Below are 23,357 nucleotides of genomic sequence, written 5' to 3'. Positions count from 1 at the left end.
AAAAAAATTAAGCTCTTTCATATTCGCCAGCAACCAACATCCGTCGCAATACCTTTCCCACAGGCGACTTGGGAATTTCTTTAACAAACACATACTCCCGAGGGCGCTTAAAGTTAATCAAATCAGAACCGCGGCAATATTCATCCAGAGCATTTGAATCTACGCTTCCTGAGGCCCTAATGAAGGCAACTACTTTTTGCCCAAGGCGATCATCTTTCAATCCTGCAACAGCTACTTCGCTCACGAAAGGATGCAAGGATAAAACTGACTCAATTTCGACAGGGGAAATATTTTCTCCGCCAGAAATAATCATGTCATCTACGCGACCGGTAACAAATAGATCTCCTGACTCATCAAAATATCCTGTATCACCCGTGAAATACCATCCGTCTCGAATAGACTTTTGATCTGCATCTGGGCGCTTCCAGTAACCCTCAAATGCCTCATCACCAGAGAGATCGCAAATGATTTGTCCCTCTTCATTTTTGGATGCCACTTGTGTAGGCAGTGCCTGTACAGATCCTTGATCTAACTTAACTACTCTAATACGCGCATTTATACCCGCCCTACCAGCACAACCTGGCTTGGCAAATGCATTCTGATTAATAGTGTAGGTATAGATTTCACTGGATCCGTAATGGTTTACGAACAATTCAGGTGAGAAGGCCTCGTTTAGACTTAGCAATAATGCATCATGCATCGGAGCACCTGCAAATCCAAGCTTCTTAACAGTTTTGACTCGACTTGAATTGAAGTCTTTTGACTGGAGCATGTCATGGTAAAGCGTTGGCACTAAATAGAGATGCGTCACTGCCTCCCGCTCAATTGCGTCTATTGCCCTATCTACATCCCAACGAGGTACTGCAACATATGTTCCATTAACAATGCATAGAGATAACAGCGTGCGCACGCCCATGGTGTGATAGAGGGGCATTACACCCAAGGTGATCTCGCCCATTGCATATTGGTTTTGCGCCACATGAGCAATGCCTGCGGCTCGCTCAGCCCGTTGCTTTCTTGGGACCCCCTTTGGCTTACCGGTTGTACCTGAAGTGAACAGCATGACGGAGATATCCTCAACATGACCCCGAGCAACCGGTTCAATTCCTTCCTGCGTTAGTTGCTCAAAATAGGTATATCCGTCTGAAGCACCCTTCTCCATACAGAGAATTACAGAGATTGATTTACTAGTTTCAGATTCTAAATAGTTACTAAGCGATATTTCCTCAACAAATGCTAATTTAACATCAGCGTTTTGAGCGCAATAATCAATCTCATCAGACTTGGAACGCCAATTTAAAGGGACGATAGCAATACCCGCCATCTGGCAAGCCCAATGAATTGTTGCTGCCTCATAGCGATTTTGCAAAATAGTCAAAATTCGGTCGCCACTCTTCAAACCTTTTTCATCAAAAAATTGTTGAATGGCGCCAATATAAAGTGCCCACTCTCCGTAGGTATAGCGCCTGTTTCCATCTACTATCGCCAAGCTAGCTGGATCACGTTCAACAGCTTGCAAAAAAGTTCGGCCTAAATCAAGCATGCTCTCCTCCAATTTTGCGCGCTCTGGTAGATGCGACCTCTAAAACTGCTTCAATAATTCCAACATATCCAGTGCATCGACACAAATTTCCCGATAAACCCTCTCGAACTTCAGTCTCAGTCGGATTAGGGTTCTTTTTAAGTAAATCATCTGCTGAAATTAAAAAACCTGATGTGCAGAATCCACACTGAAGCGCATGGTGTTTCTTAAAAGCATTTTGCAAATCAGACATATCGCCTGATTTTGCAATTCCTTCTACAGTATTCACGCTAGAGCCATCGGCTTGGCATGCAAACATGAGGCAAGAGCGAATAATTTGCTGATCTACTTCAACAGTACATGCCCCACAAACGCCATGCTCGCAACCTGCATGCGTACCCGTTGCCCCCAAATCATGTCGAATAAAATCTAGCAATGTAGTGCGTGACTCACACAATCCTTCACGCTCAACTCCATTTAAATTAATTTTTACCAAATGGCTTTTCATCTTATTCCATCACTTTTGAAATCAATGGCCTGTTGGCATGCGCGCTTACCAAGTGAGCGCATTAAATGTCGACGTAACCCAGAAGTTGCAGTAGGATCTTCCCTAACCTCGACTGCAGCAGCCAAATCATCGATAAACTGATTGACCTCATTTAAAGAACTAGCCACGCATTGATAAGTCTGCGCTACATCATCAATACCACCAAAACCTATAGTCCAACTATCGCCTTGCTTAATGGCCGCAACAGCTACAACTGCAAAATCTCCATGGCGATAGCCATATTCTGAAAATCCGAATCCTGCTTCGGGATTGCAAATGGGGAACTGGACAGCCTCGATGAGCTCATTCGATTGGCGACTGGTTTGAAGTGCACCTACGAAAAAATCTTTCGCTTTAACTATCCGCCTCTTCTTTTTACTTACCAAAATAACTGAACCCTCTAATACAGCTAATGCAAGAACGAGTTCAGCACTAGGATCTGCATGTGCAATCGATCCGCATACTGTTCCACGGTTACGAATTGGGGTGTGCGCTATCCATGGGAACATCATGCCTAATAGTGGTTGAGCCTTATGAAGACCGCTCCAATTCTCCAGTTCGGCCTGCCTCACGCCAGCGCCGACCTGAAGTAAACCATCAGATAGGCTGATATTTTTGAGCTCAACAACCTTGTTGATATCAATCAAATGATCAGGGCTAGCTACCCTCATTGCCAATACAGGCAACAATGTTTGTCCGCCTGCAATAATGCGAGCATCTTCACCATACTGATCCAACAAATTCAAAATCTCTAATTGTGAATTTACCTGGTGCATTGCAAATGGAGCGGACTTCATCTAGCGATCCCCAATAATGCGTAAATCCTGTCAATTAAGGTTTTAAATAAACCTTCTTGTTTAGCGCCAGCCTCTTTTGCAAGCGCCCTAAATAATTGGTCCAATACCAAGCGAATTGCACCCTCTAATAACCTACTGCCAATTGCTGCAAGTTTTCCAGATACTTGAGCCTGATAGTCATACCTTAGGATAGTCACTCCGTCTTGATTTTTAAGGCTGACTTGCCCCATTCCTAGGGCCATCCCTAGAGGCCCTCGTCCTTCTCCGCCCAATGAAAAGCTATCAGGATTTTTAATATTTGTTAGATCAATCTTAGCTTCAAAGCGAGCTTTTGCAATCCCAATTCGTACAACTGCTATGCAATCGAACTGAATGCCATTCGTTGTAGATGTTTTGTGAATGGATTCGCACCCCGGAATAACATTCTTCAACCTCTCTGGATCCATTAAAACCGCAAAGATATCTTCTGGAGGAACTTGCAGTCTAACTTCGCCTTGGGCTTTTAATGGATAGTCAGTATTTAACTCCATTGATGAAGCCTGATTTGAGGGCCTATCCCGTTTAAGTAAGCCTTTTTCTACAAGGAGAGCATGAATTCGACTAGGAGTTGCAGGTAAAACAATATTCTCCATATCCAATGCATCTGCAATAGCATTTGCAATACAAACTGGCGTACTCATGCTGTTTCCCTCACCAATACCCTTAGCGCCCAATGGGGTGAATGGACTTGGAGATTCCTGGTGATAAATTGTTGGAGCCTTAACATCACTTGCGGTAGGTAAGCGATAGTCGGCAAAAGTTCCTGAGAGAAAATTACCATCGCTACTGTAGACAAACTCTTCAAAGAGGGCCGCTCCCACAGCTTGTGCATAGGCACCATAAATTTGACCGTTCGCTAAAGCTGGGTTTAGTATTTTTCCGGCATCATGCACGGTGATGTACTGATCAACCCTTGCTGAGCAGGTCTCGGGATCAATTTCGATTCCGCAAGCATCAAGGGCAAAGCCATATGTCACAGAAGTATTAATTCGATCATGCTCATCTGGTGCCTCTAAAACGTCGGCGCTCCAAAATTGCGTTTCTTGTAGGGCAAGAGTAGTTTCATGACCAAGCGCCTCTTGAACCAATCCAGGAGACCAATGAAAATTTCCACATATTCTTGAGAGAGGAATTTCCCTACCCTCATCTCCAGCTACTGATATATTCCCATTGGCAAAAATTAATTCCTTTGGCTTTGCCTTCAGAACGTGTGCTGCATATTCAGCAATCCGAGCCTTTAACTTTTCAGCCGCTAGAAATACTGTTCCAGCTACCGCACCAGCAAACCGACTAGAATAATTTCCCGCTGCAATTGACCATGCATCTTTAGCAGTATCAAAATCTACATTTACCTGAATTTGTGATGGTAAGACACCAAAAACATCCGCCAATAGCTGACTGATAACAGTTTGATGGCCCTGCCCCGCTGGAGCAGATGCGATATTAGCGCTAATATTCCCTGAAGGATCAACACTTACCGTTGCTGAAGTAATAGCGCCATTTTTAGGTCCAGCCTTTTTTCTTTGCTCTTTCGTAAGAACAGTAGTGATGTAACCCATATTTGAAACGGAGGGTTCAATAATTGAGGCAATGCCAATACCGTAGTACCGACCTTCTTTTTGAGCTTGCTCTTTTCGATCTAATATATCCCTAAACTCGGGAGAATTCTCTAGTGTTTTTAAAGCTTGCTGATAATCTCCAGAATCCAGCAATGCCCCTGCGGCTGCTCGATAAGGAAACTGCTCCTTTTTAACATAATTGAGCGCAGCAATTTCCTGATGTGTTTTACCTAATGTTTTAGCTATTTTGTGAACCAAACGTTCAAGGGCGTAATAAACCTGAGGGCCACCAAAACCTCTCACTAGTCCAGTTGGAGTTTTATTAATTAATACAACCCGATTGCGAATTTTTAAGTTCTGAATTTGATATGGCCCAGTCACACAGCCATGCATACGATATAGAGTTGCAGGCTCAGGAGCTCTTAAATAAGCACCACAATCTTCAATTTGATCGTAATCTAAAGCTAAGATTTTTCCATCTACATCCACTGCAGCACGCAAGTGAGTGTGACGGGAAGTAGCAGAGGTAGCGGCCTGAAGATGCTCTAAGCGATCCTCAATAAATTTCACTGGAGCGCCTGCCTTACGCGATGCTAAGCAACTCATAATGATATGTGGCAATACTGATTGCTTAACACCAAAACTTCCACCCGAATCCGGCGCAACATGATGACGCAATTTTGTTCCTGGAATCTTTAGGGCAGCAGCCATGACCACATGCAATGAAAATGGTCCCATAAAATTCGACGTAACTTCATATGAAGAATCTGCTCCTCGCCATTGCGCAATCACACCACCAGTTTCAATGGGTGTACAAGAGTTACGTGGATAGCGAATATCAACCTCAACGATACTTTCGGCTTTTTGGAATGCAGCATCTGGGTCACCATATTCAAATGAGCGATCAGAAACACAATTACTGCCAATATCCTTATGCAAAATAATCGAGGCATCTGTTAGTGCGACGTCTACATCCACTACCGCAGGAAGCGGCTGAATGTTTAACACAATCCTTTCCACCCCATCTTCTGCAAGCGCCCTGGATTCAGCAATCACTACCGCTATAGGTTCTCCTACATAGCGCACATACTCGCTAGCTAAAATCCACTGGCGCATGGGAGTTTTCACAGCAACCACCAATGGGTTAGACCATGCTTGGACATCTTTGATTGTTAATATCGCCCTGATACCCTTAATTTGTAATGCAGAGTCAATATCTACTGAAATGATTTTTCCATGCGCAATGGGGGAGCGCACCACTGCTGCATATAGGGTTCCAATAGGCAATGGAAGATCATCTAGATAACGACCTCCCCCCGTTAGAAGAGCGGCATCTTCTACGCGTTCACATGCAATGCCTAAATATTTTGCGCTTGGTTTCAATCTACACTTTTCAGCTAAATTAAGAATAATTAATGCTGAGAGAAGCTTAATGACCGAAACAGTAGAATGCTTACCCTAAAGTCCGATTGCTTACCTTAGAGTCCGATTATGTGTATCAGGAAAACCCTAGGAGTCTAACTTAGGGGCCTTTTCGACTTGCTGGCGATAGAGGCTTGGAGTGACCCCCTGGTGCTGCTTAAAAAAACGAGTGAAGTTACTTTGAGCAGAAAAACCTAACTCATCACCGATATGCATCAAACTCTCTCTACCTTCAGCAAGCGCATCAAATGCATGCTCCATTTTTAGTACGTTTGCATATACGATAGGAGACAGACCTGTACACCTCCTAAACAACTCAAAAAAATGAGAGCGGGATAAATCAACCCTTTGCGCAATTCCTGCGATATCCCCCACTTCCTGAGGGGAGAGTCGCATATGATGAATAGCCTTCCGAATCCGAGGATCCATAAAAGACAAGGTATTGGCGGTGTTTCGAATATCGCCCGGAGTTAATGAGTTAACGTTTTCCATTAAAGACAGCACCAACTCAAGCAGCATTGACTCTAAATAGTCATGTGTAATTTGATCTGCCCACCATAACTCCATAGAAATTTTTTCCAAAGCTTGCTTTTGATATGCACCAAGCTTCGCAAGGTTATTGGCAAAAAATCGAGGATGGCTACTGCTAAGAAATTTCTTGCTAAACAAGGCCAACCATCTTGGCTCCAGATAAAGAGCAAGCAAAACCGGATTTTGTCCATTATTTGGGATGTGAAGGTAGGAATGTTCCTCCCAAGCATTTATAAGCACAGCATTGTCATCCGTCAGGGGATAACTCGTTCCTCTTACTTCAAAGGCGGTATCGGGCCCTGCCACCTTACATAAAATATGACAATGATGATGCGCATGAGTAATAAGAGGATCATCCATCTCTAAAAGAGCCACCCTACCAAACTCACCATGCATTAGACGAATTGCTTTTGACATTAAATATCGGTCCTGATTAGGGTTACAGCATAACTTGATAATTAATTATTGCGACGCAATAAATATAGCTTAAGACTTAGCAAATTAAAGGAATAGTAAAAAAATTCCTGCTTATTAGTAGGAATAAGCCATATACACCGACGGAGTAGACCAACTAAATCCTACTCTCGGTTTTTATGCGAAACGAGCGTTACTTAAAGTAAAGCTCGTGAACTGCTGTCAATTTAGGTCCACTACTTGAGAGAGTTTTTCCATAGTAAATCATTGCAGTAAAATGGGTTGAGTTTGGATGATTTTGGGTATTTGCACTTGGGGTGCTGGTGGCCTGTAACCTAATGAGCTATGGGGCCGTTCATGGTTGTAATGCTTGACCCATTCCCCAACCACTACCTTAGCTTCTTGTAGGCTGTAAAAGATTTCTCCATCCAGCAAGTTATCTCTAAAAGTCCCGTTAAAGCTCTCACAAAAACCATTCTCCCAAGGACTGCCTGGAGTAATGTAAGCAGTCTTCACTCCAATGCCAGATAACCATTTACGCAACTCTTTGGCAATAAATTCTGGCCCATTATCTGAGCGTATGTGCTCTGGGATGCCGTGAGTAATCATGGCATTGGCTAACTGTTCAATCACTTGGATCGAGCCAATTCTTCTAGCGCAATGGATGGTCAGGCATTTTCTACTGAACTCATCAATCATAGTCAGCATGCGGATCTTGCGACCATAAGCGTCTCTAATGAAGACAAAGTCATAACTCCACACATGGTTGGGGTGAGTCGCTCGCAGGCGCATGCAGCTTCCATCGTTTAGCCAGAGCCTGCCTCTAGGAGGCTGCTTTTGTGGGATCTTCAGGCCTTCTTGCCGCCAGATACGAGCCACCTTGGCAGTGGTAGCTTGGCCCCAACCAGCGCTGCGCATCATGCTGGCAATAAACCGATAACCGTATCTACCGTAGGTGCCGGCCATACGGATGACTTCAGCTCGTAGTGGCTCTTCATCATCTCTGGGCAATGGCATATAGCGATACGCTGCTCTCGATAGCCCCACTAAACTGCAGGCAGTCCGCTCAGAGATGCAATACCGATCCATGAGCAGCTGCGCTGCGTTTTTACGCCTAGTAGGGCTTAGAAGTTTCCCTTAATGACTTCCTTGAGCATCACTTCTCGTAGGGATAGGTCCGCTACGAGTTTCTTAAGTCGGGTATTTTCCTGTTCTAGCTCTTTGTATTTTTTAGCTTGATCTACCTTCATGCCGCCGTACATTTTTCTCCAGCGATAGTAGCTTTGCTCAACCGTGCCTATTTCTTTACAGGCTTGGGCGAGGGTTTTGCCATTACTGGTTAATACATCGATTTGGCGTAACAGGGTGACAATTTGTTCGGGTTTAAGACGTTGACCTTTAGCCATGATTAGCACTCCTTTAGGGTGAAGATTATCAAAAATCCTCTCTTTTGGAGTGGTACTAAAAATCAGGTCAGTTCAATTTTCTCCAAACCTTGTCAATATGTTGATGATCCCAATTGAATCGATAGTACAAGAAATACTTTAATTTGGGTATCTTATCCCGTGGATGTATATCCATCAAGGTCAGATTATTGGGGTTATGGCAAAACCATCCCCAACCCATGCAGGAATAGCAGTTTTAGTTGATTTAGGTCAAAGGATTCGAGCTATTCGTGAAAAGCAGGGCTTATCTCAGGAATCTATCGCTTTGGCTAGCGGTATAGACCGTTCCTACTTTGGTGGCATCGAAAGAGGTGAACACAATGTTGCGGCGGTTAACCTTGAGAAGATAGCCATTGCTTTAGGCATTAGTCTAAAAGACTTGTTCAAGAAATAGTTCAAGCTTTGTACTTTTTTATACCCCCCCACTCTTTTGATTTGAAACATTGACGGGGGGTGTTTCTTAAAAGCCCGCTAAGTAATAGTCTGGAAACTTCAGTAAGGGGTACCCCCCTGAGCAAAATACTATGTATAGGTTGGCTTAGTGAAGTGGTCGATTTAGGCTAGTGGGGGTACGGTGGGGTCTGAGTTACGGCAAAGCGTTAAGGGGGGTGCGCTGTCACCTTAACATTGTTAGAGTGAGAGAAATAAGTTGATGCATAACGCTGACTAGAGAAAGACTCCAGAAATAGTAGTTATGTGGGGAAATTTGTGGGGAAAAAACAAATAAGGAATTGAAAGCCTTATATTTATTGACATCTTGGCGGAGAGAGCGGGATTCGAACCCGCGGTAGGTTTAACCCTACGCACGCTTTCCAGGCGTGTGACTTAAACCGCTCATCCATCTCTCCGGAACCCGTAATTCTATACGCTTAAGTAGCCTAAAGAGAATGGATCGCGCTTCGTGCCTTATCTTCTGGCTGCTTTACCTTAAATACTGCCTTTATATCGGCTCTTTTAGCTGATCCAAAATAGCCGGATTTTCTAAAGTCGAGGTATCTTGGGTAATCTCCTCGCCCTTCGCGATCACCCTGAGTAAACGACGCATAATTTTGCCGGAACGGGTTTTAGGCAGATTATCGCCAAAACGCACATCTTTTGGCTTTGCAATCGGGCCAATTTCTTTGCCAACCCAATTACGTAGCTCAGTCGCAATCATTTTGGCTTGATCGCCAGTGGGTCTGCCGCCTTTGAGCACTACGAAAGCGCAAATGGCTTCACCGGTCATTTCATCGGGGCGCCCTACGACTGCAGCTTCGGCAACTAAGGGGTTAGCCACTAAGCAAGATTCAATCTCCATCGTGCCCATGCGGTGACCAGACACATTAAGAACGTCATCAATCCGTCCGGTAATAGTGAAGTAGGTCGTCTCTTTATGGCGTATCGCGCCATCGCCAGCTAAATACAAGGTACCACCCAATTCTTCAGGGAAGTAGGCTTTGACAAAACGGTCGGGGTCGCCCCAAATGGTCCGAATCATTGCGGGCCACGGCCGTTTTACAACCAAAATTCCACCGTGGCCATTGGGTACATCATGACCAGCCTCATCCACAATCGCCGCCATAATGCCGGGCAATGGCAAAGTGCATGAACCAGGTACCATGGGTGTAGCTCCGGGCAGCGGAGAAATCATATGGCCCCCGGTTTCAGTTTGCCAGAAGGTGTCTGCAATGGGACAACGCGAACCACCGACTTGTTCGTAGTACCACATCCATGCCTCAGGATTAATCGGCTCACCAACAGAGCCCAATAAGCGTAGTGAGGATAAGTCATATTTATTCGGATGTATTTTCTCGTCAACGCTTGCCGCTTTAATTAAAGAGCGAATTGCAGTTGGAGCAGTATAAAAAATACTAACTTTATGTTTTTGAATCATTTCCCAAAAACGGCCGGCATTGGGATAAGTGGGGACGCCCTCAAACACTATCTCAGTCGCACCTACCGCTAAGGGGCCATAGGTAATATAAGAATGTCCTGTCACCCAACCGATATCAGCGGTACACCAAAAAATATCATTTGGCTTAATGTCAAAAGTCCATTTCATGGTGAGAATTGCCCACAATAAATAACCACCAGTAGAGTGTTGAACGCCTTTGGGTTTCCCAGTGGAGCCCGAGGTGTAAAGAACAAACAAAGGATGTTCTGCACTAACCCATTCAGGCTCACAGCTAGTGGGTTGGCCGGCCATCGCATCATGCAACCAAGTATCGCGCCCAGCCTGCATAGGAATGGTTCTGCCAGTGCGTTTATAAACTATGACATTTTTTACTTTTTCACAATCGCCCAGCGCTAATGCTTCGTCAACAATCACTTTTAAAGGCAACTCTTTACCGCCGCGCATTTGCTCATCAGCAGTAATCACTGCGACAGCTCCCACATCAACAATGCGCTCTTGTAATGATTTTGCTGAGAAACCGCCAAATACCACCGAGTGGGTTGCACCAATTCGTGCGCAGGCTTGCATTGCAATCACGCCTTCAATGGACATCGACATATAAATAATGACGCGATCGCCAGATTGAATTCCCATCTTGCGTAAGGCATTAGCCAGTTGGCAAACCCGCCCGAGTAAATCCTCGTAACTTACTTTGGTAACAGTACTATCGTCCGCTTCAAAAATAATCGCTGTTTTTTTACCATCACCTTTTTCAATGTTCCGATCGAGGCAGTTATAAGAAGCGTTGGTTAAGCCATCTTCAAACCATTTATAAAATGGTGCTTTTGACTCATCAAGAACTGTAGTAAAAGGTTTTTTCCAATACAAATTTTCTCTTGCTAAGCGCGCCCAAAATCCCGCGTAATCTGCCTCAGCCTCGGCACATAATTTCTGATAGGCGGCCATCCCGGAAATTGCCGCATTTTTGGCAAAATCGACTGGTGGTTGAAAAACGCGGTTTTCATTGCTCATTGCTTCCATTGGTGCGGCCATAGTTGCATTACCCCTAAAAAAACTCTGATGAAATTAGTACTAGTTTTTGTACTATTAATAGCTATTGTATAAATAAAGCAAAATACCTTGAAATCTGACTTACATAGACCCTCGAAGATAATTCAAATCAATTTGGATTTGCCCTATGGCAAACCCTTAAAATAGGCTTTTAGTAAAAAATTCACCTCAATTTGGGCCCCAAACCATGACTAATATCAAGCAAGCCGACCTGATTAAAAGCGTTGCCGACGCCTTTCAGTTCATTTCCTATCTGCATCCCAAAGACTTCATTCAGGCAATGGGCAGGGCTTATGAGCTCGAAAAAGGCGAGGCGGCGAAAGATGCAATTGCCCAAATTCTGACCAATAGTAAGATGTGCGCGGTTGGAAAACGCCCGATTTGCCAAGATACAGGTATTGCGGTGGTCTTTATTAAAGTTGGTATGAATGTGCAATGGGCCGATGCCACGATGAGCGTAAGCGATATGATTAATGAGGGTGTACGCCAAGCCTATTTGAATCCTGATAATCCTTTGCGTGCTTCGGTACTAAGCGACCCAGCCGGTAAACGTAAAAATACCGGTGATAACACCCCTGCTGTTATCCATTATGAAATCGTACCGGGCGATGGTGTTGAAGTCACCTGCGCAGCTAAAGGTGGTGGCTCAGAAAACAAAGCGAAGTTTGTAATGTTAAACCCCTCCGATTCAATCGTCGATTGGGTAATAAAAACAGTGCCATCCATGGGCGCTGGCTGGTGCCCCCCAGGCATCTTGGGAATTGGCATTGGCGGTACACCCGAAAAAGCCATGGTCTTAGCCAAAGAATCCTTAATGGGTCCGGTTGATATTCAAGAATTAATTGCGCGTGGACCCAAAAACCGAACTGAAGAATTACGGCTTGAAATTTATAAGCAAGTAAATAATTTAGGTATTGGTGCGCAAGGCTTGGGCGGTTTAACCACGGTACTTGATGTGAAAATTTTAGAGTACCCCACCCATGCGGCGTCTTTACCAGTAGCGATGATTCCGAATTGTGCGGCTACGCGCCATATTCATTTTTATTTAGATGGAAGCGGTCCAGCTATTTTAGAAGCACCTACCCTTTCGGATTGGCCAGACGTTTTATGGGTGCCGGATATTGAAAAATCCAACCGCATCAATCTCGATACTCTTACCGCTGCAGAAGTGGCTAGCTGGAAACCGGGTCAAACTTTATTACTCAATGGCAAAATTTTGACAGGTCGCGATGCGGCCCATAAACGTATTCAAGATATGTTGGCAAAAGGTGAGCCTTTACCAGTGAGCTTTAAAAACCGCGTTATTTATTACGTTGGTCCCGTTGATCCCGTGCGCGAGGAAGCAGTTGGTCCTGCTGGTCCCACTACCTCAACGCGGATGGATAAATTTACCGAAATGATGCTTAGTCAAACTGGCTTAATTGCGATGATTGGTAAAGCAGAACGTGGGCCGGTGGCAATTGAGGCGATTAAAAAACATAAATCGGCTTACTTGATGGCAGTAGGCGGGGCAGCCTATTTAGTCTCTAAGGCAATTAAACATGCAAAAGTAGTTGGCTTTGCAGACCTAGGCATGGAGGCAATTTATGAATTTGATGTCGAAGATATGCCTGTGACGGTTGCTGTTGATTCTACGGGGGTATCTATGCATCAGGCAGGTCCCCGTGATTGGCAGACCCGAATCGGCTTAATTCCGATTACCGAACTGCATGACGCAGCCGAGTCGCATTAAACCCTGAATCCAGAGATTATTTTCAGTGGCGCTGATTGGCGTATTCGATTCTGGTGTGGGTGGGTTATCTATCTTGGATGAAGCGCTAAGGCAATTACCCCAAGACAATTTTATCTATTTAGCCGACTCAGCAAATGCGCCTTATGGCGAAAAATCAGCCGAGTGGATTGCACTACGCAGCCTTGAGCTATGCCGCTATTTAGTCGCGCAAGGCTGTGAAGCAATTGTAGTCGCTTGCAATACCGCGACCGCTGAAGCGATTGCACATATTCGGCTGGCTTTGCCGCAAATTCCGATTATTGGTGTCGAGCCAGGTATTAAGCCAGCAGCGATGCAAACCCAAAATGGCATTGTGGGCGTGTTGGCAACTCAAGCAACCTTAAATAGCGATAAATTTAACGCCCTACTTGCAACCCTACCAGGGAATTGCCAATTTATTAAACAGGCCGGCGCTGGCTTGGTGCCCCTCATTGAAGCCGGTCAAATTAATAGTGCCACGACCTTAACTTTACTCGAGCAACATCTTACGCCCATTCGTTTAGCAGGTGCTGATACTTTAGTATTAGGCTGCACCCATTACCCTTTTTTAAGTCCATTAATTCGAAAAATTATTGGCAATAAAATTAATTTAATTGATACAGGTGATGCGGTTATCAAACAATTAGCGCGGCAATTATTATTGCTAATACCAGGCCGAAATAGTTCAAGTCAAGCTAATGCTACAAACTTAGGTACGCTTACCCTTATCACTACAGGCGATCGCAATAAACTCCTTCACATGAGCGAACAACTACTCCAGTCGCCATTGCTGCGGCGTCAAGTCAGTACTCTACAGCTGCTGGTGCAATAACTCGGTCTCTATGAGAGCCTCTACTAATCCCTCAGCTAAGCGCCGCTTTTTACTCATTAGTCGTGATGAGTGGATCATCATTGCGATTGTGGTGTTGGTGCACGTATTATTTTTCGTGGTGCCATACCTTGAATTTCCTTACGAAAAAAAAGCGCCACCCGATGACACTCGGGTTATGGCTAATTTAGTCAGCCCCGAGCCCACTAAAGCCGACACCCCCAAACCACCCGCTCCACAACCCAAACCCAAAAAGGAAGAGCAAGCCAAAAAACCGGTTGAACCTAAAGTTGCAGAAGCGCCATCGCCCAAGCAAGCCGAGCAGCCTCCCTCACCCCAGAATAAGGCGAGCGATTCACCTATAGCAAATACGGCTGTAGCTCCCTCATCTAGCGGCGGGGCAAGTGGCACGCCGATTCAGACTGATATTGGTAAACTAGTCGTTTTATATCAACCTGATGCCGACCCCTACTATCCCTCATTCTCAAAGCGCGCAGGTGAACAAGGCGCGGTAGTAGTGCGACTCATTATTAACGAAAGCGGGGAAGTTTACGAAGTAGCCTTATTACAATCAAGCACCTTCCAACGCTTAGACCGTGCAGCAATTGAAATTGGTCGACGTTATCGTTTTAAACCTTTTTTAGTAAATGGCGCACCCGTAAAAATTTCTACTAACTTACTCATTAAATTTAACTTAAAGTAATTAACATTATGAATACTGCATTTGGCATGGCAAATCTCTGGCTCGAAGGCGATGCAATTACGCGCTTTGTCGCGGTTCTTCTAATCGCTCTGTCGATAATCACTTGGGTGATTTTATTGTCGCGCTACTGGAGTTTGCGCAAATTAGGTCAAGTAAAATTACAAACTGAACAGTTTTGGCGCGCGACTTCATTCGACGATGGGCTTAATAGCTTTACTGACCCCGCCATCAACCCTTATTACTTTATTGCTAAAGGCGGCGCCAATGCCTCGACCCACCATCAAAACCAAATGTCGAGCCGCCGTGAATTACTGCAAACCTTGAATTATTCTGAATGGATGGCTCGCTCGATTAAGACCAGTGTTGATCGCTGCGCAGGGCAATTACAAAAGGGCCTCACCTTCCTCGGTTCAACTGGTGCAGTAGCCCCGTTTATTGGCCTCTTTGGTACAGTCTGGGGCATTTACCATGCTCTTATAGCAATCAGCAGCTCTGGTAGCGCGCAACTTGATCAGGTAGCGGGCCCCATTGGTGAATCACTCATCATGACTGCCCTTGGTTTGGCAGTGGCAATACCAGCGGTTTTAGGTTTTAACGCCATTAATCGGGCTAACAAGTTAGTTATGGCTGATCTCAATCGATTTGGCAATGATTTGCTGGCTTATTTCGTGACCGGTGCACGTGTTATTAACCCAGAAATTGAAGCTTAATCATGTCATTTAATCAACTCTCCAACGAGGATGATGATTCCACCATCATGGCGGAAATTAATATGACGCCCATGGTCGACATCATGCTAGTTTTGTTGATCATTTTTATTATTACACTGCCCGTGATCCAACAGGCTGTAAAAGTCGAGTTACCGAAAGCCAATAGTGCTCGCAATGAAGTTAAGCCTGAGTCAGTCCAGCTCACCATTAATGCAACAGGGCAAATTTTTTGGAATAGCGCACCCATCGACTTAAAAACCTTTACAGGCTACGCTGAAAACGCTGCCAAGAAAGAGCCGCAACCTGAAATTAATTTACGTGCAGATAAAGCGGTACGTTATGAAACGGTTGCCCAGGTCTTAGCTGCCTCGAGACGTGCGGGTTTAACTAAATTAGGCTTTGTCACTGAGCCTGATTAAGTAGATTGCTTTACACTCACACCTTAATTGTGAAGAGATCTATTTTTAGCAACTAAACTGGGGCGCTGCCATGGCAAGACAAAAGCTGCTGGTCTTTACTGCCGTATTTGTTACTAGTTTTGCGGCCAATGGGCAAAGCTCTCAATTTATTGGCGCCTATGGGCAAATTGGCGTTGGTTATCAAAACGCCTCTCCCGCCTTTTCTAATTCTTCCCTCTCTGCTGGTGGTCAAACGCTCACACCAAATATTTCTGCGACCAATGCGACTGGTTTTACTGGAGCTGTTAGCGCTGGCTATAACTTTCAAATAGCACCCCAATTTCTGCTGGGGCTCGGGCTCGACTTCAATCCGATTGCTACCCCAAATGCGACAGCGACTGCAAGCTATAAAGGAATACAGGGCAGCTACCAGCAATCTGCATCAGTGCACATCAATAACTCACTTAACCTTTTTGTGATGCCGGCAATCGCCCTTGATCCCAGCAAATTACTTTATGGCAAAGTTGGGTATTCAGGCGCCAGCGCCAATGGAGTCGATACTGATTTTTATATGGCCGGTTACTCACTCGGACTTGGTTACAAGCAAATGATTAAAAATGGATGGTATGGTTTTGGTGAATTTAACTATGCCAATTATGGCAGCCTCAGTCGCTCGATTACTGGCACGCTGGTAAGCCCTACTGGTCTTCGCACTCCAGCAACTTTGAGCTCTACTGTCAGCGCAAGCTCTTCAAATCTTCTGTTTGGTATTGGGTATCAATTCTAAGATTTATTGCTTAGCGGGCATCTCTCTCACTAATTTATAGGCCACCGAGTATTTATAAATATTACTCACATACTGCACCGTTTCACTCCCAATCCGGTCTGCCACCACTCTTTCGACATTATCAAACCAGACATTAGGATCTAGCCCTCGTTTGGCGGCCTCCAAACGCATTTGCTGAATCTTACTAGGCCCTGCGTTATAAGCCGCAAATGCAAATAGCACCTTATCGAGCTCGGTCATTGGCTCATTGACAAAATACTTTTCTATTAAGTAGCGGACATATTTAACGCCGCCATTAATATTATTATTGAGGTTATGAATATCACCAACCTTTAATTCTTTTCCAGTTGCTGGCATCAACTGCATCACGCCTACTGCGCCCACTCGACTTTTCACATTTTGATCAAGTCTAGATTCCTGATAGCCCTGCGCCGTCATCAATAGCCAATCAATCTTATATTGATCGCCATATTGTTGAAAAATACTAGCCATCGAATTAAATTTTTCAATTTCTTGGGGATTTGTTGCCGCCTTAACCCACTTTACCGTCTTTAAATAAGTCTGTAATTTTTGATTACCAAAACTAGTGCCAATTTTATGATTATAAGTAAAGGCATCCAGCGCAAGCTTTAACTGTGGAGATTTTTTACGAAATGCAAAAGCAATATCACCCCCACTACGAATCACTAAATCCTCGTGGATTTGAATATTAGGAAAAATATTTTTCCAAAATTGAGCCAAATAAAGGTCACTTACCGTAATTTGCACTAAACCAGCCTGGACCATTTCTAAGATATCGTCAGTCTCAAAAATGCCTGGTGCTTCTTTAATGTTAATAGGTGCTAATTTTTCTTTAGCAAAATCGGTATTAACTTGTTTAAGGCTCTGGTAATAGCTCGAAGTGGGATTAACAAATACCATTTTTCCTGATAAATCATCAAGCTTATTTAATACTGGACCTTTTGCCGAACTGACAATGACTTCTTTAACTCCCTTAGCAAGCGGTGTTGAAAAATCGACTTGCGCTTCACGCTCGGGGGTAACTGTAAAGTTGGCAGCAATAATATCGCCGCGACCAGCAATTAAGCTGGGTATTAGCTGATTACGGGTGGTGGGTATAAAAATAAAATGAAGCCGTAAATTTTTCTTTGCATACTTTGCATTTAATTCCTTTTCAAATTCCGTCATCATGTCGTACATGAGTCCGCGTTGCTGGCCGCCTTTATCGAGAAAATATAAAGTTTTGTTATATGGCACTAATACCCGAATAATGCGGCGTTTCACCATGGCATCTAAATCACCTAGCCAAACTTGATTAGGCGAGCTAATCGTTAGGTGATCGCCAGGCAAAGGCTTTGCCAGTGCTAAATGGCAAATAAGTATGCCGCTGATGAATAAAGCAGCAAAGGAAAATCGCGGTAAAGTCATATAAGCGAACAAATGACAAAAAGATGGTGCCCGAGGCCGGAATCGAACCGGCACGACCGTTTTATGGTCGGCAGATTTTAAGTCTGCTGTGTCTACCGATTTCACCACTCGGGCTTGATACGAAGATACGAATACTAACATTTTCGGACCATCATCCTCGAAAACTGGGGCTTTTCGAGCCTAAAATAGAGGGATGATTCAGTCTTACCAACGTTCCCGTGCCCAATCCTTCTGGCGCATCACATTATTCAGTGCCCTAGCCCTAATTACCGTGTTGGTCATTATTGTTGCCACTTACTTATTATCTGCCCACACTGAACTCAGCGGCAAGCGGGTGATTCAGGGCTTAAATGAGGCCGTCTCAATTCAATTTGATACTAACGAAATTCCCCATATCAAAGCAAAAAATCCCAGTGATGCTCTCTTTGCCCTAGGCTATTTACATGCCAGTGAACGCTCTTGGCAAATGGAAATAAATCGGCGCCTGGCGGCTGGGCGTCTATCTGAAATTTTGGGGGAAGAAACCGTCAAAATTGATCGCTTTATGCGCACTCTGGGTATTAAGCGTGCCGCAGAAAATCAACTTGAGCGCTATCCGATTGAAGCCAAACGGCTTTTACAGGCCTATGCTGATGGCGTTAATGCGGGTAATACCAATTTAGGTTGGGCTTTACCTCTTGAATATTTTTTGACGCGCTCTAAACCTGGTTATTTTTCCGCTGCAGATAGTGTCGCTTGGATGTTAGTAATGGCACTGGATTTGGGAGGTAATTGGCAAAAAGAATTGCAGCGCCTAGGGCTAGCCCAATACCTTACGACTGCCCAAGTATGGGAAGTGATGCCGCCTTATCCTGATACAAAACCGGTGAGTAATGTCGATTTTTCGAAACTCTATCAAGACCTACAAGTTTACCCAGCAACTAAAACTGCACAGACTAATGCGGCGACGGTTACGCAAGATAAAGCGGATTTACAACTCAGTCATTTTTTACCTGGGGGCAAAGATGGCATCGGCTCAAACAACTGGGTAATCAGTGGTAATAAAACTGCTAGCGGCAAACCACTCTTAGCCAATGATCCCCATCTAGGTTTAAGCGCCCCTTCAGCCTGGTATTTTGTCCATATTGATGCGCCTAAATTACAAGTGATTGGCGCAACCATGCCCGGCATCCCTGCTGTCATAATTGGCAGAACCAAGCAAATTGCTTGGGGCTTTACCAATACCAACCCCGATGTACAAGATTTATACCTGGAGCAATTCGACCTAAAAAGTAGTGGTCTCTACCGCGGACCAGATGGACCACTTCCATTTCGGGTGCACGAAGAAATTATTGATATCAAAGGCGAAAATTCCTTCCGTTTTATCGTTAAAGAAAGCCGCCATGGGCCAATTATTTCTGATGCCTATGAACTAGCTAAAAATACTATTGATGCCAAGCGCTATGCCCTTGCACTGCGTTGGACTGCACTCGATTTAGAAAATCAATCTCTGGCAACTCTGCTAGACATGAATCGCGCTGAATCGATCGATGAACTTAAAAATAGTCTGCGTCATTTTTATGCGCCGATGCAAAATATTGTTATGGCGGATACCTTAGGTAACATTGCTTTGCAGGTTGCTGGAGTTGCCCCCAAAAGAACCTTGTATCAAGGTTTATATGGTATTGCGCCTGTGCCAGGCTGGGACCGCCAATACGACTGGACAAGCTACATCCCTTTTGATCAGTTGCCAGCGATTACGAACCCTACTGAAGGCTGGCTGGCAAGTGCGAATCAACAAATTCTTGCTGACTATAATTCCAACCCCCTCACAGCGGATTGGGAACTGCCGTTTCGCTACGACCGCATTAAACAACTACTAGAAGCACAAAATAAACACGATCTGAACTCGATGCGCGCGATACAAGGAGATACTTTGTCACTTGGGGCAACGCCGCTACTGGAACTATTTAAGAGCGTGCAATCGAATCATCCATTAAGCAATAGTGCCAAGCAAATTACCAATACCTTTGCTGGTGACATGGTGGCTAATTCAGCAGCTCCCACTATCTTTAATGCTTGGGTCGATCAACTGACCCGCTTACTGTTCTCGCGCTTAGGTGACTTATTTAAGCAGGAATACGGTAAGCGGCGACAATTTCGTGAAGCCTTAATTTTACAACTTGCTAATCCAAATAGTCCTTGGTGCGACCAGCCCTCAAGCACCACGGTTGAAAATTGTGCCGAGACTGCAAAGCTTGCTTATGATTTAGCCTTAGATCAACTAAGTAGCGCTTACGGACCAGACCCGCAAAAATGGCTTTGGGGTCAAGCCCATTTAGCAGTTGCTGAACATCGTCCCTTTAGTAAAGTACCCTTACTCAATAAAATCTTTAATCTCGTGAATCCATTTCCAGGTGATAGCTTTTCGGTAAACGTGGGACGACTCGAATTAGGCAAATCAGCGTCGCCATTTAATACGAAACAAGCAGCTAGCATGCGGATTATTTTCGATTTTGCTAATTTAGACCAATCAACCTTTATTTATCCTACGGGCCAGTCGGGCTGGGTGCAAAGTAGCCGGTACCGCAACTTGAACGCGTTGTGGGCCAATAATGAGGCTTTACCCCTCACTAGTAAGCCAACCAGCTATTCGCGTCAGCTCGACCTCGCCCCTAAATGACAATGCTGTATAAAATAACTCGATTAAAATATCCCCTTAATAATAGAAAGATTCTAATGAAAAAAATACTTGCTCTAGCCGCTGGTTGTTTTGCTTTCATGTCCTGCGCGCCCGCATTTGCTGCTTGGCAAGAAATTGGCTTTAATGATCAAGTGACTATTTATGTTGATCCTGAAACGATTAAAAAAACGGATGGCGACAATCTGCAAATACTGTCAATGCTAGATTTAAAAACCCCTGGCAAAGATCCAAAAACCGATAAAGCCTTGAGCTCGATTATTGGACTTAATGAATTTGCTTGTGGTAAGCAGCAATATCGCCCTTTGGAAGTGAAACTATTTACTGGGAATAAAGGGGGTGGCAGCCTTATTTCTGATGAAAAATTAAGCAATAGCCCTTATGAGCAGATTGTTAGTGGCTCGTGGGTGGTGGGGGTTTATAAAACCGCCTGTGGTATTAAATAAGAACCAAGCACGATCTTGCTGTCGCGCTTTGCTGCTGCTAGGCTTTTTGCTGCAAGGCTCTGCCTGCGCCCTACCAGCAACACTGTTTGCTAGTGGCACTACCTCTGCCACTGCCACCGCGACCGCCTACCCCATTACTACTGCAGGTGTAGCTACTACCGTAACTACCGGAAAATCACCTACTGAACATGCGGTCTCTCACTTAACTCAAAAAGATTGCAGCCTTTTTCATCTTTTTACTTTTGATAAAGACTTCTGTATCGAGATACCGGCCGTTATTATGATTGATAAAAGTGCCCCTTATCAACTGCGCTAGCGTCATTGAGCTTGAAGCTTGATTTAGCACTATCATCTAAAAAATTACCAGCCTAAGAAAGAGATGAGTTGAAGATCTATAAAATTGCATCAATTCCCGGTGACGGTATTGGCAAAGAAGTGATTCCTGAGGGTGAAATTGTTTTACAAGCGCTAGCTGTAAAACAAGCACAAATTGCCTTCGAATTTGAGCGCTTTGATTGGGGTGGTGATTACTATCGCCAGCACGGCATCATGATGCCCGTTGATGGCTTAGAACCCCTGCGTAATAAGGATGCCATTTTATTTGGCTCGGCGGGCGACCCCAATATTCCAGACCACATTACCTTATGGGGACTACGTCTCAAAATTTGCCAAGGGTTTGATCAATACGCTAATGTGCGACCGACCCGAATTTTACCGGGCATAGAAACACCATTACGGAATTGCAAACCGAATCAACTGGATTGGGTTATCGTACGTGAAAATTCGGAAGGTGAATACGCAGGTTTAGGGGGCAGAGCGCATCAGGGGCACCCCATTGAGGTAGCTTCTGATATGAGTATTCTGACCCGCGTTGGGGTTGAACGCATTCAACGTTTTGCTTTTAAGCTTGCCCAAGCTCGCCCCCGTAAACACCTTACGGTTATTACTAAATCTAATGCCCAGCGCCATGCAATGGTCATGTGGGATGAGATCGCCCGTGAAATTGCCCGCGAGTTTCCCGATGTAACTTGGGATAAAGAACTAGTTGATGCGGCTACTGCCCGAATGGTTAATCGCCCTGAATCGCTCGATACCATTGTTGCCACCAATCTTCATGCCGATGTTTTAAGTGATTTGGCAGCAGCATTAGCAGGCAGTTTAGGAATCGCGCCAACAGGCAACATCGACCCCGAGCGCCGCTATCCATCGATGTTTGAACCGATTCATGGTTCGGCCTTTGATATTATGGGAAAAGGCTTAGCTAACCCGATAGGTACTTTTTGGTCTGCAGTAATGATGCTCAACCATTTGGGTGAGCCAACACTTGCACAGAAACTAATGCAAGCAATTGAAACAGTTACCGCTAATCCTAAGTTACACACCCGCGATTTAGGCGGCAATGCCATGATGAAAGATGTCACTAACGCAGTTTGCGAGGAAATATCAAAATGAAAATACGTCGCTGGATTCCGCTATCTGTACTATGCACCTTTGCTCTAATTAATCTAAGCGTATGGGCGCAACCGTTGCCTGATAAAACCATTCAATACATTATTCCGTTTCCAGCTGCAGGTGAATCAGATTTAGTGGCACGTTTACAAGCCGATGTTTCTGCTAAAAAATATAATCAACCGATGATTGTGGTCAACCGTGCTGGCGCAGGGGGCGCCCTTGTGTGGTCGCAACTCAATACCTATGCAGCCGATGGCACAATCGTAGTGGGCGTCAATATTCCGCATATTATTTTGCAACCGCTCGAGCCCAGCACCCAATATAAAACCGATGATATTAATGCAATTTATTACTATCACTTCACCCCTGATGCATTAATGGTCTCGGCTGATAGTCCATACAAAACGTATCAAGAATTTATCGCTGCTGCCAAAAAGAATCCAGGAAAAATGACCTTAGCTGGCTCAGCCCAATTTTCTGCCAATCATATGGCGACTGAACGCCTCAATAAATTAGCTGGCGTCAATGTACAGTACATTCCTTTTAAAGGCACGGGTGATTTAATTTCCTCGCTCATTGGCATGCATGTGGACGGTGCAATGGGCTATTTACCTTTAGCAATTCAACAAAAAGGGAAGGTTCGTACGCTCGCAGTAGCTACTGAAAAGCGTCATCCCTCGCTACCCGAGGTGCCAACCTTCAAAGAATTAGGCTTAAGTTGGATTGATGGTGCCTATCGCGGAGTGGCGATGCCCAAAGCAACGCCGAAAGCATTGCAACAGAAAATGTCAGATTATTTTGCGCTCTTGAATGCCGATGCAGACAACAAAAAGCGGCTTGAAGAAGCTGGATTTGTCTTGGTTGACATCCCCCTCAACAAAATACCCGCATTCATGAAAGAAAAAACACCTGGCGCCCTAGAAGACGCGAAGAATGCGGGCTTACTTAAATAAA

20 protein-coding genes and 2 tRNA genes are annotated in these 23,357 nt (G+C 44.6%); 12 read left to right on the top strand and 10 right to left on the bottom strand.

What is annotated here, in order from left to right; translation table 11 throughout:
* Window positions 1–7: 7 nt before the first annotated feature.
* The 6 genes from LZG75_RS09790 to LZG75_RS09765 form a co-directional block, all read right to left on the bottom strand.
* Window positions 8–1,543 (bottom strand): AMP-binding protein, encoded by a 1,536-nt coding sequence (locus LZG75_RS09790; protein ID WP_233937369.1) that lies wholly within the window; start codon window positions 1,541–1,543, stop codon window positions 8–10.
* On the bottom strand, window positions 1,536–2,030 hold the full coding sequence (locus tag LZG75_RS09785) for a (2Fe-2S)-binding protein (RefSeq protein ID WP_233937367.1): 495 nt from the start codon (window positions 2,028–2,030) through the stop codon (window positions 1,536–1,538). The genes LZG75_RS09790 and LZG75_RS09785 overlap by 8 nt, the downstream gene beginning before the upstream one ends.
* Window positions 2,027–2,866 carry a xanthine dehydrogenase family protein subunit M gene (locus LZG75_RS09780; protein ID WP_233937365.1) on the bottom strand — a complete coding sequence of 280 codons (840 nt, stop codon included), beginning with the start codon at window positions 2,864–2,866 and terminating at the stop codon, window positions 2,027–2,029. The genes LZG75_RS09785 and LZG75_RS09780 overlap by 4 nt, the downstream gene beginning before the upstream one ends.
* Window positions 2,863–5,847: a molybdopterin cofactor-binding domain-containing protein gene (locus LZG75_RS09775; protein ID WP_233937364.1), complete on the bottom strand. Its 2,985-nt coding sequence runs from the start codon at window positions 5,845–5,847 to the stop codon at window positions 2,863–2,865. The genes LZG75_RS09780 and LZG75_RS09775 overlap by 4 nt, the downstream gene beginning before the upstream one ends.
* Window positions 5,848–5,973: 126 nt before the next feature.
* The gene (locus LZG75_RS09770) at window positions 5,974–6,834 is read right to left on the bottom strand and encodes an AraC family transcriptional regulator (protein WP_233937363.1); all 861 of its coding nucleotides are present in this window, start codon (window positions 6,832–6,834) and stop codon (window positions 5,974–5,976) included.
* A 261-nt stretch (window positions 6,835–7,095) separates the two neighbouring features.
* Window positions 7,096–8,237 (bottom strand): IS3 family transposase gene (locus LZG75_RS09765; protein WP_233937362.1). Its coding sequence is split into 2 segments (ribosomal slippage): window positions 7,096–7,970 and window positions 7,970–8,237, totalling 1,143 coding nucleotides; the frame shifts between segments, so codons are not numbered across the junction.
* A gap of 196 nt (window positions 8,238–8,433) precedes the next feature.
* On the opposite strand from LZG75_RS09765, the gene LZG75_RS09760 reads away from it, so the two are divergent.
* Window positions 8,434–8,670 carry a helix-turn-helix domain-containing protein gene (locus LZG75_RS09760; protein ID WP_233937359.1) on the top strand — a complete coding sequence of 79 codons (237 nt, stop codon included), beginning with the start codon at window positions 8,434–8,436 and terminating at the stop codon, window positions 8,668–8,670.
* 364 nt (window positions 8,671–9,034) lie between these two features.
* Here LZG75_RS09760 and LZG75_RS09755 read toward each other — a convergent pair.
* Together LZG75_RS09755 and acs are read right to left on the bottom strand one after the other, a co-directional pair.
* Window positions 9,035–9,124 (bottom strand) — tRNA-Ser (locus tag LZG75_RS09755).
* A gap of 92 nt (window positions 9,125–9,216) precedes the next feature.
* Window positions 9,217–11,190: an acetate--CoA ligase gene (gene acs, locus LZG75_RS09750; RefSeq protein WP_370634819.1), complete on the bottom strand. Its 1,974-nt coding sequence runs from the start codon at window positions 11,188–11,190 to the stop codon at window positions 9,217–9,219.
* 217 nt (window positions 11,191–11,407) lie between these two features.
* Here acs and LZG75_RS09745 point away from each other — a divergent pair, with 217 nt between their 5' ends.
* From LZG75_RS09745 to LZG75_RS09720, 6 genes are all read left to right on the top strand, one after another.
* A complete protein-coding gene (locus LZG75_RS09745) occupies window positions 11,408–12,952 on the top strand; it encodes a fumarate hydratase (protein ID WP_233937358.1) in 1,545 nt (514 codons plus the stop codon).
* A 25-nt stretch (window positions 12,953–12,977) separates the two neighbouring features.
* Complete coding sequence (murI, locus tag LZG75_RS09740) at window positions 12,978–13,802, top strand: glutamate racemase (RefSeq protein WP_233924317.1); 825 nt, start codon at window positions 12,978–12,980, stop codon at window positions 13,800–13,802.
* A 10-nt stretch (window positions 13,803–13,812) separates the two neighbouring features.
* Window positions 13,813–14,502: an energy transducer TonB gene (locus tag LZG75_RS09735; protein ID WP_233924316.1), complete on the top strand. Its 690-nt coding sequence runs from the start codon at window positions 13,813–13,815 to the stop codon at window positions 14,500–14,502.
* An 8-nt stretch (window positions 14,503–14,510) separates the two neighbouring features.
* Window positions 14,511–15,212 (top strand): MotA/TolQ/ExbB proton channel family protein, encoded by a 702-nt coding sequence (locus LZG75_RS09730; RefSeq protein WP_233924315.1) that lies wholly within the window; start codon window positions 14,511–14,513, stop codon window positions 15,210–15,212.
* Between the two features lie 2 nt (window positions 15,213–15,214).
* Window positions 15,215–15,631 carry a biopolymer transporter ExbD gene (locus LZG75_RS09725; protein WP_233937357.1) on the top strand — a complete coding sequence of 139 codons (417 nt, stop codon included), beginning with the start codon at window positions 15,215–15,217 and terminating at the stop codon, window positions 15,629–15,631.
* A 70-nt stretch (window positions 15,632–15,701) separates the two neighbouring features.
* Window positions 15,702–16,397: an outer membrane protein gene (locus tag LZG75_RS09720; protein ID WP_233937356.1), complete on the top strand. Its 696-nt coding sequence runs from the start codon at window positions 15,702–15,704 to the stop codon at window positions 16,395–16,397.
* A gap of 3 nt (window positions 16,398–16,400) precedes the next feature.
* Here LZG75_RS09720 and LZG75_RS09715 read toward each other — a convergent pair whose 3' ends face one another.
* Together LZG75_RS09715 and LZG75_RS09710 are read right to left on the bottom strand one after the other, a co-directional pair.
* Window positions 16,401–17,837, bottom strand: coding sequence for a transporter substrate-binding domain-containing protein (locus LZG75_RS09715; protein WP_233937355.1), 1,437 nt, complete (start codon window positions 17,835–17,837; stop codon window positions 16,401–16,403).
* 12 nt (window positions 17,838–17,849) lie between these two features.
* Window positions 17,850–17,939 (bottom strand) — tRNA-Leu (locus LZG75_RS09710).
* 79 nt (window positions 17,940–18,018) lie between these two features.
* On the opposite strand from LZG75_RS09710, the gene LZG75_RS09705 reads away from it, so the two are divergent.
* The 5 genes from LZG75_RS09705 to LZG75_RS09685 all read left to right on the top strand — a co-directional run bounded on the left by LZG75_RS09705 (window position 18,019) and on the right by LZG75_RS09685 (window position 23,356).
* Complete coding sequence (locus LZG75_RS09705; RefSeq protein WP_233937354.1) at window positions 18,019–20,487, top strand: penicillin acylase family protein; 2,469 nt, start codon at window positions 18,019–18,021, stop codon at window positions 20,485–20,487.
* A gap of 56 nt (window positions 20,488–20,543) precedes the next feature.
* Window positions 20,544–20,951 carry a surface-adhesin E family protein gene (locus LZG75_RS09700; protein ID WP_233937352.1) on the top strand — a complete coding sequence of 136 codons (408 nt, stop codon included), beginning with the start codon at window positions 20,544–20,546 and terminating at the stop codon, window positions 20,949–20,951.
* Window positions 20,938–21,267, top strand: coding sequence for a hypothetical protein (locus tag LZG75_RS09695; protein WP_233937351.1), 330 nt, complete (start codon window positions 20,938–20,940; stop codon window positions 21,265–21,267). The genes LZG75_RS09700 and LZG75_RS09695 overlap by 14 nt, the downstream gene beginning before the upstream one ends.
* Window positions 21,268–21,335: 68 nt before the next feature.
* Entirely contained in the window at window positions 21,336–22,403 is a 1,068-nt protein-coding gene (locus LZG75_RS09690; RefSeq protein WP_233924308.1) for a tartrate dehydrogenase, read from the top strand.
* Window positions 22,400–23,356, top strand: a complete 957-nt coding sequence (locus LZG75_RS09685) for a tripartite tricarboxylate transporter substrate binding protein (protein ID WP_233924307.1) — start codon at window positions 22,400–22,402, stop codon at window positions 23,354–23,356. The genes LZG75_RS09690 and LZG75_RS09685 overlap by 4 nt, the downstream gene beginning before the upstream one ends.
* Window position 23,357 lies beyond the last annotated feature (1 nt).

It is taken from the genome of Polynucleobacter sp. IMCC30063, from assembly GCF_021395235.1.
Classification (GTDB): domain Bacteria; phylum Pseudomonadota; class Gammaproteobacteria; order Burkholderiales; family Burkholderiaceae; genus Polynucleobacter.
The sequence above is the reverse complement of the archived record's forward strand: the minus strand, read 5'-3'. Positions and strand labels throughout refer to the sequence as shown.

What these genes read in the sequence shown, in the direction of transcription:
- LZG75_RS09730 (WP_233924315.1), top strand. Translation starts at nt 14,511, where the DNA reads ATGAATACTGCATTTGGCATGGCAAATCTCTGGCTCGAAGGCGATGCA.
- LZG75_RS09685 (WP_233924307.1), top strand. Translation starts at nt 22,400, where the DNA reads ATGAAAATACGTCGCTGGATTCCGCTATCTGTACTATGCACCTTTGCT.
- LZG75_RS09725 (WP_233937357.1), top strand. Translation starts at nt 15,215, where the DNA reads ATGTCATTTAATCAACTCTCCAACGAGGATGATGATTCCACCATCATG.
- LZG75_RS09760 (WP_233937359.1), top strand. Translation starts at nt 8,434, where the DNA reads ATGGCAAAACCATCCCCAACCCATGCAGGAATAGCAGTTTTAGTTGAT.
- LZG75_RS09790 (WP_233937369.1), bottom strand. Translation starts at nt 1,543, where the DNA reads ATGCTTGATTTAGGCCGAACTTTTTTGCAAGCTGTTGAACGTGATCCA.
- LZG75_RS09745 (WP_233937358.1), top strand. Translation starts at nt 11,408, where the DNA reads ATGACTAATATCAAGCAAGCCGACCTGATTAAAAGCGTTGCCGACGCC.
- LZG75_RS09770 (WP_233937363.1), bottom strand. Translation starts at nt 6,834, where the DNA reads ATGTCAAAAGCAATTCGTCTAATGCATGGTGAGTTTGGTAGGGTGGCT.
- LZG75_RS09780 (WP_233937365.1), bottom strand. Translation starts at nt 2,866, where the DNA reads ATGAAGTCCGCTCCATTTGCAATGCACCAGGTAAATTCACAATTAGAG.
- acs (WP_370634819.1), bottom strand. Translation starts at nt 11,190, where the DNA reads ATGGAAGCAATGAGCAATGAAAACCGCGTTTTTCAACCACCAGTCGAT.
- LZG75_RS09705 (WP_233937354.1), top strand. Translation starts at nt 18,019, where the DNA reads ATGATTCAGTCTTACCAACGTTCCCGTGCCCAATCCTTCTGGCGCATC.
- LZG75_RS09700 (WP_233937352.1), top strand. Translation starts at nt 20,544, where the DNA reads ATGAAAAAAATACTTGCTCTAGCCGCTGGTTGTTTTGCTTTCATGTCC.
- LZG75_RS09735 (WP_233924316.1), top strand. Translation starts at nt 13,813, where the DNA reads ATGAGAGCCTCTACTAATCCCTCAGCTAAGCGCCGCTTTTTACTCATT.
- LZG75_RS09785 (WP_233937367.1), bottom strand. Translation starts at nt 2,030, where the DNA reads ATGAAAAGCCATTTGGTAAAAATTAATTTAAATGGAGTTGAGCGTGAA.
- LZG75_RS09720 (WP_233937356.1), top strand. Translation starts at nt 15,702, where the DNA reads ATGGCAAGACAAAAGCTGCTGGTCTTTACTGCCGTATTTGTTACTAGT.